This is a genomic window from Curtobacterium sp. PsM8 (genome assembly GCF_030433875.1).
Classification (GTDB): domain Bacteria; phylum Actinomycetota; class Actinomycetes; order Actinomycetales; family Microbacteriaceae; genus Curtobacterium.
On record NZ_JARUXD010000076.1, the window covers coordinates 1 to 14,714 of the forward strand.

The following is a 14,714-nucleotide window of genomic DNA, read 5'->3' on the forward strand; positions in this document are numbered from 1 at the left end:
CGCCGGCCCCCCCCCCCCCCCCCCGGGCCTCCAGTGCGTTGCCCTGGCGGGCGGACCTGGCGCGTTGCCCTGGCGGGCGGGCCTGACGAGCGTCAGGCGATGCGCTTGAACGCCTTGTCGACATAGCGGTCGATCGTCGCGCGAGCCTCGCTTGCGTAGCGGTCGATCGTCGCGATCCGCGCCGGGTCCGGCGTGTAGCCACGGCCGAGGCGCTTCATCGCGGCGGCGAGCACACCGTCGGTCAGCTGCGGGTTGAGCGGCAGGATCGGCCCCTGGGTGTGGGTGCCGAACGAGTTGCCGCTGACCGCACCCTCGACCGGCGAGCCGGCCTGGTTGCCACCACCGGAGACGACGTCCGCGAACGGCGACACCCCGTCGGCCAGTTCGATGCGGGCGGCGTGGTCCTCGAAGCCGGCCAGTCGGGTCGACATGCCCGGCAGCAACGGGTACCGCGACTCGAGGACGAAGTAGTTGACCCGACGCTCGGCACCGCGGACCGCGCGGGCGTCGAACACGCCGAAGCCGTCGATCGGGGCACCGTCGGTCGGGACGACCTGGTTGGTGGCGAGGTCGAACCCGCCGCCGACCGCGATCACCGGCACACCGGCGACTGCGAAGTCACGCAGGGCGGCGCCGATGCGACCGACGTCGGCCCCGAGCGAGCGCATCGCGCTGAGCGGGCCGTTGCCGACGACGACCACGTCGGCCGTCGCGGGCAGGGCGTCGCCCGGCGCGTACTCGATGACCTCGGTCGCGATGTCGGCGGCGTCAGCGCGGCGGACGAGGGCTGCGACGTTGCCGCGGTCCCCCGAGACGCCCATCTGCCGCGGGTAGACGTGCAGGATGGTCAGTCGATCGGCCGTCATGCGGTCTTCTCCATGTCCGGGTGGCCGAGGGCCTTCCGGGCGATCATCATGATCTCGTAGTTGACGATGAAGTTCTTCGTGCCGGTCGTGGTCGACCCGAGCCCCTGCATGTGGCGGATCGCCGACTCGACGTCGGGCTCGACGCGACCGATGCGGACACCGGCGTGCTCGAGCGCGATCGCGATCTGCCAGGCCTTGTCACCGGACACGACGTCGACGTGGTCGAGCTTCGAGAAGTCGATGTCGTAGATCCACGAGATGTCGGGCGTGCCCTCGTCGATCGCCATGAGGACCTGCTCCGGGTGCGCCGGCAGGGCGTCCAGGTTGAGCTGCAGGCTCGCGGCGTTCTTGAACATCGTGAACTCGGCGGACTCCCCCGCGATCGGCAGACGCTCGCCACGCCCGTAGGCCGGCTTCATCCGCTCGAACGCCTTGGTCACGGCGGCCGGACGGAACTGGTCGCCGAGGGCCGCGCTGGCCGTCGCGGCCGCGGCGGCGGCGTCCACCGCGTAGTGGAGACCGCGAGCCGGCAGGCGGACCGGGATCTCGGAACCGGCGAAGGCGATGGTCGCGGCGTCACCGGTGAAGGTCACGATCTCGGCGTCGGCGGTCGTCTGTGCCCGGCCGACGCCGGCGACGAAGTCGTCGGCGTTCTGCAGGCCGTTCGGGGCCGCGGCGACCACGTCGGTGCTCGCTCCGAAGCGCAGGACCCGCTGCCCGTCGACGGCCGGGTAGGCGTCGAGGAACTGGTCGTCGTGGTTCGTGATGACGTTCGCCGTCGACAGTGCGGCGGTGTCGAGCATCATCGTCGCGACGCGTTCGGTCTCGAAGAACCGGTAGAGCTGGTCGACCTGGACGTTGAGCATCGTCACCGTGGACGGCGACAGGATGCCGGCGAGCTCGACCGCGAAGGCCTCGTCGACCTCGAGGATCCCGATGTCGGCCTTGAGCTTGCCGCCCAGCGAGACCTCGGACAGCAGCGCCGACGCGATGCCCTGCGGCAGGTTCGCCCCGGACGGGTTCGTGAACACCCGGAGGCCGTGCGCCCGCACGATCTCCGAGATCATGTGGGTCGTCGTCGACTTGCCGTTCGACCCGAGCACGAAGACGACGCCGTTCGGGAACTGCCGCGTCACGTGCTGCAGGAAGTCCGGCACCAGCTTGAGGACGATGTAGCCCGGGTAGGCGGACCCGCCGCCCCGCGCTCGCGCGAGGGCACGGAGGATCCGCCCGACCAGGATCGGGACCACGAAACGCACCGGTCGGCCTACTCGAGGTAGTCGCGGAGCGACTGCGACCGGGACGGGTGGCGGAGCTTCGCCATCGTCTTCGACTCGATCTGGCGGATCCGCTCACGCGTGACGCCGAACGTGTCGCCGATCTGGTCGAGGGTCTTCGGCTGACCGTCACCCAGGCCGAAGCGCATCCGGATCACGCCGGCCTCGCGCTCGGAGAGGGAGTCGAGCAGGCTCTCGAGCTGCTTCTGCAGCATCGTGAAGCCCACCGCGTCGGCCGGCACGACCGCCTCGGTGTCCTCGATGAGGTCACCGAACTCGGAGTCGCCGTCTTCACCCAGCGGGGTGTGCAGGGAGATCGGCTCGCGACCGTACTTCTGCACCTCGACGACCTTCTCGGGCGTCATGTCGAGCTCGCGGGCGAGCTCTTCCGGCGTGGGCTCGCGTCCGAGGTCCTGCAGCATCTGCCGCTGGACACGGGCGAGCTTGTTGATGACCTCGACCATGTGCACCGGGATGCGGATGGTGCGTGCCTGGTCCGCCATCGCGCGGGTGATGGCCTGTCGGATCCACCACGTCGCGTAGGTCGAGAACTTGAAGCCCTTCGTGTAGTCGAACTTCTCGACGGCACGGATCAGGCCCAGGTTGCCTTCCTGGATGAGGTCGAGGAACTGCATCCCACGACCCGTGTAGCGCTTGGCGAGCGAGACGACCAGGCGGAGGTTCGCGCCGAGCAGGTGCGACTTCGCACGCTGCCCGTCACGGGCCACCCAGCGCAGCTCGCGCTCGGCCGGCTTCGACAGCCCGGTCGAGTGCTGCAGCTTGTCCTCGGCGAACAGGCCGGCCTCGATGCGCATCGCGAGCTCGACCTCCTGCTCGGCGTTGAGCAGCGCGACCTTGCCGATCTGCTTGAGGTAGTCCTTCACCGGGTCCGCGGTGGCACCCGTGATGGTCGTCGAGTAGACCGGCGCTTCGTCGTCGTCGGTCTGCGAGATGACGAGCGCTCCGGCGGCGACCGCAGCCGCTTCCGTCGCGGGCTTCGCAGCCGAGTCGTCGTCCGAGTCCTCGGTCGCGTCGTCGGTGGCGTCCTCGGCCACCTCGACCGGCGTCTCGTCCTCGGCGCTCGCTTCGTCGTCCTCTGACGATGCGGCCTTCTTGCCGCTCGCCTTCTTCGGAGCCGCCTTCTTCGGGGCGGCCTTCTTGGCGGCGGTGGTGGTCCTGGGGGCGCGCTTCTTCGGCGCGGCCGTGCCCTCCGTCGTGGTCGTGGCGTCTTCCGCCACGACGCCGTCGGGCGTGGTGTCCTTCGTGGGATCGACCGTCGTGCTCCGGGCAGCCATGCGATCACCTTCCTCGTCGTGCCACGTTCCTGGGGTCGTGGCCTTCCCTCGCCGCCCAGGGCCACCGCCGCAGTCCCCCACGTCGTCTGGTCCTACCGTTCCGGGCAGCACTAGGACCCATGTCAAGTCCCCCGACGCTGAACGCGAGGAACCCGAAAGGGTCCGTGGTCATTATTGCACGCGACCGTTCCGCAAGCGTGCAACCAGTGCAACCCACAGCGGACCCACCCGTATTCCGTCCTCCGCGTGCAGTCGTGCGCGCGTCCGTCGGCGGGCCAGGAGCAGCATCACGACGCCGAACCCGACGACCACGTACTGCACGGTCATCGCCACGCGGAAGTTCTGCCAGGCGAACGTGTCGGTGCCTGACGCCGCCGCCAGGACGTCGAGCAGCGAGCCGATCGCGAACATCATCACGAAGGCCGCCAGGAACCCGCCGACGTTCACCACGCCGTTCGCGGACCCGAGCGAACCGACCGGGTTGAACGAGCGCGCGAAGTCGAACCCGATGAGGGAGCCCGGGCCGCCGACGCCCATCGCCACCACCAGCAGGACGAGCAACCAGGTCGGCGGCTGCCCCGGCCAGAGCAGCACCGCCGTCCAGACGACGCCGAGCGCGGTCACGATCCCGAGCACCAGGTTCGACCGACGCATCGGGAACCGGGCGCAGAGCAGACCGAGGACCGGGCCGGCGACGAACCCGACGAGGACGATCACGGTCAGGAAGGTCGCGGCCTCGGTCGCCGAGTAGCCGAGCCCCCGGAGCATCGGGACCCCCCAGAGCAGGCTGAACACCGTGCCGGACGACTGCGTCACGTAGTGCGACCAGAAGCCCAGCTGCGTGCCCGGGCGTCGGAGCGCGTGCCCGAAGGTGCGGAAGGCCGCTCCCCACGAGTGCGGCAGTGGGATCGTGTCGGTCCGCACGGCCACCGGCCCGGCACGGACGAACACCACCGCCAGGACGAGCCCCACCGCGCTGGCGATCGCCGCCACGCCGAACGCCGCGTCCCAGCCGACGGAGTGCAGGAGCAGGGCGAACGGGAACGCCGAGACGATCTGGCCGATCTGCCCGAGGTTGCCCGTCCACTGCGAGATCTGCGGCAGGAGCGACCCGCTGAACCACATCGGCAGCAGGCGCATCACCGAGATGAAGGTCATCGCGTCCCCGGCGCCGACCAGCACCCGGCCCACGATGGCCGGCCCGATCGTCGGGGACAGCGCGACGACCGCCTGGCCGATCGTCAGCAGCAGTGCGCCGAGCAGCACCAGGCGCCGCGGTCCGACCCGGTCGAGCGCGATGCCCACCGGGATCTGCAGCCCCGCGTAGACCGCGATCTGCACGACCGCGAGCGTGGACAGGACGGCGGCGGAGACGGCGAAGCGGTCCTGCGCGTCGACCCCGGAGACCCCGAGGGACGACCGCTGCATGACCGCCAGGACGTAGGCCAGGACGGCGACGCCCCAGACGACGAAGGCACGGCGGGAGTTCACCGGACCAGGCTAGCGATCGGTCGGCAGTCAGCCGTCCGGACGCAGCAGCCGGCGCTCAGTCCTCGTCGGCTGCGGTGCGGCGGTCCGCCAGGAAGCGCTCGAGCTCGGCGGCGATCGAGTCGGCGGTCGGCACCTGTCCGTCCGCCCCGGTCAGCGGCGAGGCGACCGGGTTGCCCTCCATGTAGGTGTCGTGGCGCTGCTCGAGCGTCCCGACCAGGCGCTGCAGTTCCGCGTTGCCGGCGACCTGCTCGTCGACGCGCGCCAGGAACTCACGTCCTTCTTCACGCAGGGCATCGGTCGGGAAGATCAGTCCGGTGGCGGCCGAGATGCCGGAGAGCGCCGCCACGGCTGCGTCCGGGAACTCCGTGTCCGCCAGGTAGTGCGGGACGAGCAGCACCAGCCCGGTGACCTGCTGGCCGGTCTCGGACAGGCGGTGTTCGACGAGGTGCAGGACGTTCGCCGGCGCCTGGGTCTCGGGCTTCCAGACGCTCATCGACTCGACCAGGTCGGCGCGGGTGCCGGAGACCGTGACGCCGATGGCCCGGGTGTGCGGGACGGGCATCGGGATCGCCTGGACCCAGGTCGTGTCGGTCACCTGCAGGTCCTCGGCCAGGTCGAGGACGGCCTGCACGAAACGGTTCCACTGGAAGTCGGGCTCGTACCCGGAGAGGAACAGGAACGGCTGCCCGAGTTCGTCGCGCACCAGGTGCAGCGTGAGCCGGGGTGGTTCGACGGCCGTGATGTGGTCGTGCTCGAACGTGATGACCGGGCGACGGGCACGCCAGTCGAGCAGCACGTCGGGGTCGAACTCCGCGACGAGCTGCGACTCGAGCGAGCCGGTGATCGACGTCGTGATCTGCGCCACCGCCGAGCCCGCGTCCGCGAAACCCGTCAGGGCAGCGACGAGGTGCAGCCCGGCGGGCACCGTCGGGGCGGATGCGTCGAGCGTGTAGAGGTCCTCGGGGTGGTTCATCACGCCAATGCTAGGCGGGGGCACCGACGCGACCCGTGTCGGGTCGCGACGCCGACAGCGAACAGGTGACGCGCCTCCCGTCCGACAGCCCGACTGGACGCGCGTCACCCGTCCGGCGGTCCTCACCGCCTGGCAGGACGCCGTCAGTAGGCTGGACGCATGGTCCGACCGACGCTCTCCACCACCTCTTCCGCTCCCTCCTCCGTCGACGCCGACGTGCTCGTCCTGGGTGTCCGCCCCGGTGCCGACGGTGCGCCCGCCACCCTCGTGCCGTCCGCGGCCGGCCCCGTCGACGGACTGGCCGACCTCGACCTCGCCGCCGTCGGTGCCACCGGCGCGAAGGACCAGCTCGTGCGCATCCCCGGTGGCTCGGCCGTCGGCGTCGCCGCCGCGGGCATCGCGCTCGTCGGTCTCGGCAGTGCCACCGGTCCGGCCGCCGTGCGCAGCGCCGCCGGCAGTGCCGTGCGCCAGCTGCCGCACGTCACCGCCATCGCACTCGCCCTGCCCACCGAGGACGACGCCACCGTCGCCGCAGCACTCGAGGGCGCCGCGCTCGGCGCCTACTCGTTCACCCGCCACAAGGGCGCCGGGACGACCGGTCCGACCCGTGGCGACCAGCGCATCACGGTCGTCGCACCGGCTTCGGTCAGCGCCGACGCCACCGTCCGCCCGGCGATCGTCGCCGACGCGGCCGCGCTGGTCCGCGACCTCGTCAACACCGCCGCCGGGGACCTCGGGCCGTCCGACGTCGCCGACGTCGCGCACGCGCAGTCCGACGGCCTACCCCTCACCGTCGAGGTCCTCGACGAGACCGAACTCGCGGCGCAGGGCTTCGGCGGGATCGCCGGAGTCGGCCAGGGCTCGGTCCGCCCGCCGCGGCTCGTCGTCGTGCGGTACGAGCCGGCCGGTGCGACCAAGCACCTCGCGCTCGTCGGCAAGGGCATCACGTTCGACTCCGGCGGGCTCTCGCTCAAGCCGGCTGCCTCCATGCTCGGCATGAAGACCGACATGACCGGTGCCGCCACCGTCCTCGCAGCAACGGTCGCCGCCGCTCGCCTGGGCCTCGACACGAAGGTCACCGCCTGGCTCTGCCTCGCCGAGAACATGCCCTCCGGTTCCGCCATCCGTCCGGGCGACGTCCTCACCCTGAAGAACGGCAAGACCGTCGAGGTCACGAACACCGACGCCGAGGGCCGACTCGTCCTCGGCGACGGCATGGCCGCGGCGTCGCTCGAGCAGCCCGACGCGATCGTCGACATCGCCACCCTGACCGGCGCGCAGATGGTCGCCCTCGGCGACCGCACCACCGGCCTGATGGGCAGCGACGACCTCGTCGCCCGGGTCCGCACGCTCGCCGACACGGTCGCGGAGCCGATCTGGCCGATGCCGATGCCGGAGGAGCTCGACGGCCGCCTGAGCAGCGACGTCGCCGACATGGTCAACGCCACCGTCGGGCAGACCGCGGGCGGCATGCTGCTCGCCGCGAAGTTCCTGGAGCGCTTCGTCGGGCAGACCGCCGAGGGCACCACGATCCCGTGGGCGCACCTCGACATCGCCGGCCCGTCGGAGAACCGCGGCGCCGGGTACGGCTGGCTCGGCAAGGGCGCCACCGGTGTGATGGTCCGCACCCTGGTCGCACTCGCAGAAGACCTGCAGTCCGAGTAGTAGGTTGGGTTCCGGCGGGGCCGCCGCGTCCGCGCGCGCTCCCCGCCGGAACTGACGGGACGGGACCGGTACAGACGGTCCGACCGCCGGACGCCGCCGCGCGGTGTCCACCGGGACGGCGTCCATGAGACACGAAGCCGCCCCCGACACGCACGAGGGAGTTGCACCAGGTGACGGAACAGACTTACGACGTCGTGGTCCTCGGTGGCGGCAGCGGCGGCTACGCCGCAGCGCTCCGAGCCGCTGAACTCGGGATGAGCGTCGCGCTCATCGAGGGCGACAAGCTCGGAGGGACCTGCCTGCACCGCGGCTGCATCCCGACGAAGGCGCTGCTGCACTCGGCCGAGATCGCGGACGGCGCCCGCGACGCGGAGAAGTACGGCGTCATCGCCGAGTTCGCCGGCGTCGACGTGCCCAAGGTCATCGAGTACCAGCAGGGCGTCATCAACTCGAAGTACAAGGGCCTGCAGGGCCTGATCAAGGCCCGCGGCATCACCGTCGTCGAGGGCTGGGGTCGTCTGACCTCGCAGAACACCGTGCAGGTCGGCGACCAGACCGTCACCGGTCGCAACGTCGTCCTGGCCACCGGGTCCTACTCGAAGTCGCTGCCCGGACTCGAGATCGGTGGGCGCGTCATCACCTCCGAGACCGCGCTCCGCATGGACTACGTGCCGAACAAGGTCGTCATCCTCGGCGGCGGCGTCATCGGCGTCGAGTTCGCCAGCGTCTGGAAGTCCTTCGGCGCCGAGGTCACGATCGTCGAAGGCCTGCCGCACCTGATCCCGGCCGAGGACGAGTCGATGTCCAAGCAGCTCGAGCGTGCGTTCCGCAAGCGCGGCATCGAGTTCTCGCTGGGTGTCCGGTTCCAGGGCGTCGAGCAGCACGAGAACGGCGTCGTCGTGACGCTCGAGAACGGCAAGACCTACGACGGCGACGTCCTGCTGGTCGCCGTCGGTCGTGGCCCGCTCACGCAGAACGTCGGCTACGAAGAGGTCGGTGTGGCCATGGACCGCGGGTTCGTCACCACGAACGAGCGACTCGCCACCAACCTGCCGAACGTGTACGCCGTCGGCGACATCGTCCCTGGCCTGCAGCTGGCCCACCGCGGCTTCCAGCAGGGCATCTTCGTCGCCGAGGAGATCGCGGGTCTGAACCCGGTCGTCATCTCGGACACGAACATCCCGAAGGTCACGTACTCCGACCCCGAGGTCGCCTCGGTCGGTCTGTCGCAGTCGAAGGCCGAAGAGCAGTACGGCGCCGACAAGGTGGACTCGTACGAGTACAACCTGGCCGGCAACGGCAAGAGCCACATCATCGGCACGTCCGGTGCGGTCAAGGTCGTGCGCGTCGTCGACGGTCCCGTCGTCGGCATCAGCATGATCGGCGCCCGCGTCGGTGAGCTCATCGCCGAAGCCCAGCTCGCCGTGAACTGGGAAGCGCACCCGGAAGACGTCGCGCCGCTCATCCACGCACACCCGACGCAGAGCGAAGCCCTCGGCGAAGCGCTCCTGCACCTCGCGGGCAAGCCGCTCCACGCACTGTGAGCAGCACCGTCGTGCGCACCACGAACACCACAAACCAGAACCACGCCTGCGAGAAGGAGTCCACCCGATGAGCGAATCCGTCAACCTCCCGGCGCTCGGAGAGAGCGTCACCGAGGGTACGGTCACCCGATGGCTGAAGAACGTCGGTGACCGGATCGAGGTCGACGAGCCGCTGCTCGAGGTCTCCACCGACAAGGTCGACACCGAGATCCCGTCGCCGGTTGCCGGCGTCATCGAGGAGATCCTCGTCCAGGAGGACGAGACCGTCGAGGTCGGCACCGCCCTCGTGAAGATCGGTGACGGCTCCGGTGGCGGTGACTCGTCCGACCAGGGTGGGTCCGAGTCCGCCGACAGCCAGACCGAGGCCGTCGCCGAGGACAGCGAGCCCGAGGCCGCGCCGAGCACGGAGCAGGACACCGAGGCGAAGGCCCCGGAGCCCACCGAGCCCGAGCCGACCCCGGCCGGCCAGACCCAGCCCGCAGCACCCCAGGCACCGTCGGCCCCGCCGGCCGCGTCGCCGGTGCCGCAGGCAGCCCCGGTCCCGCCGCCCGCCGCCGCACCGCCGGCCGCGGTCCCCGCACCGGCCAAGGCAGCTCCGGCCGCCGCCCCCGCCGCCGCGGCTCCGTCGTCGACGCCGTCCGCTGCGGTCCCGAACCCCACCGCCAACGGTGCGGCGTCCGGCTACGTCACCCCGCTGGTGCGCAAGCTCGCCAACGAGCAGGGTGTCGACCTCGCGACCGTCACCGGCACCGGTGTCGGTGGGCGCATCCGCAAGGAGGACGTGCTCGCCGCGGCCTCCGCTGCTGCTGCCGCCCCGGCCGCATCCGGTTCGGGTTCGTCCTCGCCGGCACAGTCCGGGCCGTTCGTCGCCGAGGTCTCGCCGCTCCGCGGGACGCGCGAGAAGATGACCCGCCTGCGCAAGGTCGTCGCCGAGCGTGCCGTGCAGTCGATGACCTCGACGGCACAGCTCACCAGCGTGGTCGAGGTCGACGTGACCAAGGTCGCGCAGTTCCGCGACGCCCACAAGGCCGAGTTCCTCGAGAAGACCGGCTCGAAGCTCTCCTTCATGCCGTTCTTCGCCCTGGCGGCGTCCGAGGCGCTCAAGGCCCACCCGAAGATCAACTCGACCGTGGACGGCGACGAGATCGTCTACCCGGAGTCCGAGAACGTCTCCATCGCGGTCGACACCGAGCGCGGCCTGCTCACCCCGGTGATCAAGGACGCGGCGTCGCTCGACCTCGCCCAGTTCTCGAAGTCGATCGCGGACCTGGCGGAGCGCACGCGCAACAACCAGCTCAAGCCCGACGAGCTCGCCGGCGGCACGTTCACGCTGACCAACACCGGTTCGCGCGGCGCGCTGTTCGACACCCCGGTGGTCTTCCTGCCGCAGTCGGCGATCCTCGGCACCGGCATCGTCACGAAGCGCCCGGCGGTCGTGAAGGTCGACGGGCAGGAAGCGATCGCGATCCGGTCCTTCGTCTACCTGGCGCTCTCCTACGACCACCGCATCATCGACGGCGCCGACGCGTCCCGGTACCTGGTGGCCGTGAAGAACCGTCTCGAAGAGGGCAACTTCGCACCCAACCTCGGCTACTGATCTCCAGGAGCTGACAGGTTCGACGGCGGCCCCGTCTCCCCCGGTGGGAGGCGGGGCCGCCGTCGTCCGTGCTCCAGGCGTGACTCACCCGACACCCCACACACCGGCCACGACGACCCCGGTCACGACGACGCCCGCGGTGACCAGCCCGCGCAGCCCGATCCGGTGCGGTCCGACCGGCAGACCGGTCCGGACGAGTGCGCGCACCGCCGCGAGCAGCCGGTCGGCCACCGACTCCGGAGCCGAGGGCGGTGCGGCACCCCCATCGAGGGCGAACGTGAACGTCATCGGCGGCGGGTCCCACCGGACCGGCCGGGGCGGGGCGGTCGCACGGACCAGGCGGTCGAGCGCGAAGAGTGCTGCTCCGCCGTCTCGACGAGCCGCGGCGCATGCCTGGTCGATGGCGTCGCGGCCCGGCTCGCGCGGATCCACCCGGTCCCAGACCGCCCGGACGGCGAGCACCAGCGCCTCAGCACCCGTGACGACGCCCGGTCCGGCGTCCCCGGTGGCGCCCGGCGGGCGGTCGACCAGGACGACCGCCCCGGCGTCGTCGACCAGGACGTCGTCCAGCCCGGCGCGACCGAGCAGCAGCGCCCCGGCATCGGCGAGCAGGGCGATCTCGAGCAGCGGGAGCGTCAGCGTGACGGCGACGCCCGCGGTCGGTGCTCCGATGCGGTCGAGGGCGGCGGGGAGCGCGAGGCCGGCGGGTGCCGCTGCCCGAGCGACCAGCGCGCCGGTCTCGTCACGACCGACCTCGGCGACCCCGACCAGGTGGTCGTGCGTCATGGTGCTCCGGTCGGCGAGCCACTCGGCGAACGCGTCGGCGGGCTCCGGCACGCGCCAGCAGAGGTCGATCTGTTCCCACGGTTCCATGGCGACCATCGTGTCGGGGGCGGGGTGCGCCTCCCGGCCGGAGCGGTGCCCTGTGGAGAACTCCTGTTCGCCCACAGCCTGGCGGCGGGCGGTCCCCGATCGACGTGCCAGGCCGTATCCTTGTCGGCATGGCACGCAGCAGTTCCTCCAGCTCCCCGGCGAAGGAGCCCGGTCGTCTCAAGCAGATGTACCAGGTCTTCACCATGACCCGTCGGGCCGACCCCAGCTCCGTCTGGTGGTTCGCCCTCGCGTTCCTCGGACCGGTCGTGGTCGGCGTCCTCGCGGCGCTGCTCATCCCGGGTCAGAACTGGCTCGCGATCACGCTCTGGATCATCGCCGGCGTCCTGCTCGGTGTGCTGCTCTTCCTGATCGTGCTCGGCCGCCTCGCCGAGCGGGCCGCGTACTCGCAGATCGAGGGCCAGCCCGGAGCCGTCGGCGCCGTCCTCTCGAACTCGCTGCGTCGGCAGTGGCGCTCCAGCGAGATGCCCGTCGCCGTCCACGGTCGATCCCAGTCGGCCGTCTACCGTGCCGTCGGCACCCCGGGCGTCGTGCTGATCACCGAGGGCCCGGTCACGAACCTCAAGCGCCAGGTCGAGGAAGAGCGCCGCAAGGTCGCGCGCATCGTGCCGAACGTCCCGATCCACGTCGTCAACGTCGGAGACGGGAAGGACGAGGTCACGCTCCACAAGCTGCCGCGTGCCATGAACAAGTACAAGAAGGCGCTGAACCGCAACGAGGTCCTGGCGGTCTCGAACCGTCTCGACTCCCTCACCCACGGTCCGGCCGCTGCGATCCCGAAGGGCATCGACCCGACGCGGGTCCGCGCCGGTCGCCCGCGCTGACCTCGCTCGTCCCCGCACCTCGACGCCCCCGATCCCGTTGCGGATCGGGGGCGTCGTGCTGTGCGGGGCGCAGGCGTCCTGTGGCGCCGCTCGAGGTCGCACGATGTGTCGTCCGCCGGGCGTCGGCCCGGCAGGTCGTGCGACCTCGGCGCATCGGCCGCGGCAGATCGTGCAACCTCGGGGCGCAGCGCCGACGGGCCCTCAGCGGCGGACGAGCACCGTACCGGCGACCGCGTCGTGCAGCGGCCGCCCGTCCTTTGCGTGGATGAGCACCGGGACGACGATGCAGAGCAGGACCGTCCGGACGACCGGCCGCCACACCCCGACGTAGCCGCCACGGACCGGGACGACCCGGAGCCCGAGGCACACGTGCCCGAACGACCCGGACAGCAGTGCGATGAACACGACCTGCAGCGCCGCGAAGATGCCGAGCGTCACGAAGTTGCCCGCCGCCCCGTACGTCCCGAAGGCCAGGGAGAGCAGCGACGCCAGCGCCCAGTCGATCACGAGCGCCAGGAACCGGCGTCCGAACGACCCCATGCTGCGCGGTCCGGACTCCGGCAGACCGAGGATCTTACCCGGCCACTCGGTGCGCCCGGAACCGGCATCGGGCGAGGAGGGCAGAGTGGAGCGGGCCATGTCCCCAGCGTAGGCGCTCCCCCGGCACGTAACACGCTGGAAACAACCCAGTCACGTCCGGGAAACTCCATGTCAATAGCCTCGTCGGAGGGTGCCTCATGGTTCCCTCGACACCACCCAACCCCACAGGAGACCGACTCGTATGTTCAGCGATTCCTCCGAGGTGCTTGCCTTCATCAAGGACACGGACGTCAAGTTCCTCGACATCCGCTTCACGGACCTCCCCGGGGTCCAGCAGCACTTCAACATCCCCGCATCAACGGTCGACGAGGACTTCTTCGCCGTCGGTCAGCTCTTCGACGGCTCCTCGATCCGCGGCTTCGCGTCGATCCACGAGTCGGACATGCAGCTCATCCCCGACGTGACGACGGCGTACGTGGACCCGTTCCGTGCGGAGCGCACGCTGATCATGGTGTTCGACATCTACAACCCGCGCAACGGCGAGATCTACGGCCGTGACCCGCGCCAGGTCGCCAAGAAGGCGGAGAAGTACCTCGCCTCGACCGGCATCGCGGACACCGCGTTCTTCGCCCCCGAGGCCGAGTTCTACATCTTCGACGACGTCCGCTACTCGGTCACGCAGAACGAGTCGTTCTTCTCGGTCGACTCCGAAGAGGGCGCCTGGAACACCGGTCGCGAAGAAGAGGGCGGCAACCTCGCCAACAAGACCCCGTACAAGGGTGGCTACTTCCCGGTGTCGCCGGTCGACAAGACCGCTGACCTCCGCGACGACATCTCCCTGAAGCTGATCGACGCGGGCCTCGAGCTCGAGCGCTCGCACCACGAGGTGGGCACCGGCGGCCAGCAGGAGATCAACTACAAGTTCGACACGCTCGTCCACGCGGCGGACGACATCCTCAAGTTCAAGTACATCGTGAAGAACACGGCCGAGCAGTGGGGCAAGGTCGCGACCTTCATGCCGAAGCCGCTCTTCGGTGACAACGGCTCGGGCATGCACACCCACCAGTCGCTCTGGTCCGAGGGCAGCCCGCTGTTCTACGACGAGAACGGCTACGGCGGCCTGTCCGACCTGGCCCGCTGGTACATCGGTGGACTGCTCAAGCACGCCCCGGCGATGCTCGCCTTCACGAACCCGACGATCAACTCGTACCACCGTCTGATCCCGGGCTTCGAGGCTCCGGTCAACCTGGTCTACTCGGCCGGCAACCGCTCGGCGTCGATCCGCATCCCGATCACCGGCACGAACCCGAAGGCCAAGCGCATCGAGTTCCGTGCGCCCGACGCCTCCGGCAACCCGTACCTGGCGTTCGCCGTGCAGCTGATGGCGGGCCTCGACGGCATCCAGAACCGCATCGAGCCGCACGAGCCGGTCGACAAGGACCTCTACGAGCTCCCCCCAGAGGAGGCGAAGAACATCCCGCAGGTGCCGGCGTCGCTCGGTGCCGCGCTGGACGCGCTCGAGGCGGACCACGAGTTCCTCCTCAAGGGCAACGTCTTCACCGAGGACCTGATCCAGACCTGGATCGACTACAAGCGCGAGAAGGAGATCCTCCCGATGGCGCAGCGTCCGCACCCGTTCGAGTACGAGCTGTACTTCGGCGTCTGACGCTCCACGCACCACCTGTCTATAATACACATCTCCGAGCCCACCAGACGAACCCAAAAAAATCGGATGGCGGCGGGTGGGTGTT

12 protein-coding genes are annotated in these 14,714 nt (G+C 70.5%); 5 read left to right on the forward strand and 7 right to left on the reverse strand.

Annotated features, from left to right (window positions below; translation table 11 throughout):
- Positions 1-92: 92 nt before the first annotated feature.
- From QCD68_RS14695 to QCD68_RS14715, 5 genes are all read right to left on the reverse strand, one after another.
- Entirely contained in the window at positions 93-866 is a 774-nt protein-coding gene (locus QCD68_RS14695; RefSeq protein ID WP_301223552.1) for a type 1 glutamine amidotransferase, read from the reverse strand.
- The gene (locus tag QCD68_RS14700; protein ID WP_301223553.1) at positions 863-2,125 is read right to left on the reverse strand and encodes a MurT ligase domain-containing protein; all 1,263 of its coding nucleotides are present in this window, start codon (positions 2,123-2,125) and stop codon (positions 863-865) included. The genes QCD68_RS14695 and QCD68_RS14700 overlap by 4 nt, the downstream gene beginning before the upstream one ends.
- An 8-nt stretch (positions 2,126-2,133) precedes the next feature.
- On the reverse strand, positions 2,134-3,438 hold the full coding sequence (locus QCD68_RS14705; RefSeq protein WP_111073280.1) for an RNA polymerase sigma factor: 1,305 nt from the start codon (positions 3,436-3,438) through the stop codon (positions 2,134-2,136).
- A gap of 171 nt (positions 3,439-3,609) precedes the next feature.
- Positions 3,610-4,929, reverse strand: coding sequence for an MFS transporter (locus tag QCD68_RS14710; RefSeq protein ID WP_111073279.1), 1,320 nt, complete (start codon positions 4,927-4,929; stop codon positions 3,610-3,612).
- A 55-nt stretch (positions 4,930-4,984) separates the two neighbouring features.
- A complete protein-coding gene (locus QCD68_RS14715; RefSeq protein ID WP_301223554.1) occupies positions 4,985-5,902 on the reverse strand; it encodes a proteasome assembly chaperone family protein in 918 nt (305 codons plus the stop codon).
- Positions 5,903-6,061: 159 nt separating this feature from the next.
- On the opposite strand from QCD68_RS14715, the gene QCD68_RS14720 reads away from it, so the two are divergent.
- The 3 genes from QCD68_RS14720 to sucB all read left to right on the forward strand — a co-directional run bounded on the left by QCD68_RS14720 (position 6,062) and on the right by sucB (position 10,708).
- A complete protein-coding gene (locus QCD68_RS14720; RefSeq protein WP_301223555.1) occupies positions 6,062-7,567 on the forward strand; it encodes a leucyl aminopeptidase in 1,506 nt (501 codons plus the stop codon).
- A 170-nt stretch (positions 7,568-7,737) separates the two neighbouring features.
- The gene (lpdA, locus tag QCD68_RS14725) at positions 7,738-9,111 is read left to right on the forward strand and encodes a dihydrolipoyl dehydrogenase (RefSeq protein ID WP_221851883.1); all 1,374 of its coding nucleotides are present in this window, start codon (positions 7,738-7,740) and stop codon (positions 9,109-9,111) included.
- Between the two features lie 67 nt (positions 9,112-9,178).
- Entirely contained in the window at positions 9,179-10,708 is a 1,530-nt protein-coding gene (sucB, locus tag QCD68_RS14730; protein WP_301223556.1) for a 2-oxoglutarate dehydrogenase, E2 component, dihydrolipoamide succinyltransferase, read from the forward strand.
- Positions 10,709-10,792: 84 nt separating this feature from the next.
- Here sucB and QCD68_RS14735 read toward each other — a convergent pair whose 3' ends face one another.
- Positions 10,793-11,581, reverse strand: coding sequence for a hypothetical protein (locus QCD68_RS14735; RefSeq protein ID WP_301223557.1), 789 nt, complete (start codon positions 11,579-11,581; stop codon positions 10,793-10,795).
- A gap of 128 nt (positions 11,582-11,709) precedes the next feature.
- On the opposite strand from QCD68_RS14735, the gene QCD68_RS14740 reads away from it, so the two are divergent.
- Complete coding sequence (locus QCD68_RS14740; RefSeq protein WP_221850695.1) at positions 11,710-12,423, forward strand: DUF4191 domain-containing protein; 714 nt, start codon at positions 11,710-11,712, stop codon at positions 12,421-12,423.
- 201 nt (positions 12,424-12,624) lie between these two features.
- On the opposite strand, the gene QCD68_RS14745 is transcribed toward QCD68_RS14740, so the two are convergent.
- The gene (locus QCD68_RS14745) at positions 12,625-13,062 is read right to left on the reverse strand and encodes an RDD family protein (RefSeq protein WP_301223558.1); all 438 of its coding nucleotides are present in this window, start codon (positions 13,060-13,062) and stop codon (positions 12,625-12,627) included.
- Positions 13,063-13,204: 142 nt separating this feature from the next.
- On the opposite strand from QCD68_RS14745, the gene glnA reads away from it, so the two are divergent.
- A complete protein-coding gene (glnA, locus tag QCD68_RS14750; RefSeq protein WP_301223559.1) occupies positions 13,205-14,629 on the forward strand; it encodes a type I glutamate--ammonia ligase in 1,425 nt (474 codons plus the stop codon).
- The last annotated feature ends 85 nt before the right edge of the window (positions 14,630-14,714 follow it).

Excerpts from the sequence above, each read along its gene's own strand:
- QCD68_RS14715 (WP_301223554.1), bottom strand. The coding sequence starts at position 5,902 with ATGAACCACCCCGAGGACCTCTACACGCTCGACGCATCCGCCCCGACG.
- glnA (WP_301223559.1), top strand. The coding sequence starts at position 13,205 with ATGTTCAGCGATTCCTCCGAGGTGCTTGCCTTCATCAAGGACACGGAC.
- QCD68_RS14695 (WP_301223552.1), bottom strand. The coding sequence starts at position 866 with ATGACGGCCGATCGACTGACCATCCTGCACGTCTACCCGCGGCAGATG.
- sucB (WP_301223556.1), top strand. The coding sequence starts at position 9,179 with ATGAGCGAATCCGTCAACCTCCCGGCGCTCGGAGAGAGCGTCACCGAG.
- QCD68_RS14705 (WP_111073280.1), bottom strand. The coding sequence starts at position 3,438 with ATGGCTGCCCGGAGCACGACGGTCGATCCCACGAAGGACACCACGCCC.
- QCD68_RS14720 (WP_301223555.1), top strand. The coding sequence starts at position 6,062 with ATGGTCCGACCGACGCTCTCCACCACCTCTTCCGCTCCCTCCTCCGTC.
- QCD68_RS14740 (WP_221850695.1), top strand. The coding sequence starts at position 11,710 with ATGGCACGCAGCAGTTCCTCCAGCTCCCCGGCGAAGGAGCCCGGTCGT.
- QCD68_RS14735 (WP_301223557.1), bottom strand. The coding sequence starts at position 11,581 with ATGGAACCGTGGGAACAGATCGACCTCTGCTGGCGCGTGCCGGAGCCC.
- QCD68_RS14745 (WP_301223558.1), bottom strand. The coding sequence starts at position 13,062 with ATGGCCCGCTCCACTCTGCCCTCCTCGCCCGATGCCGGTTCCGGGCGC.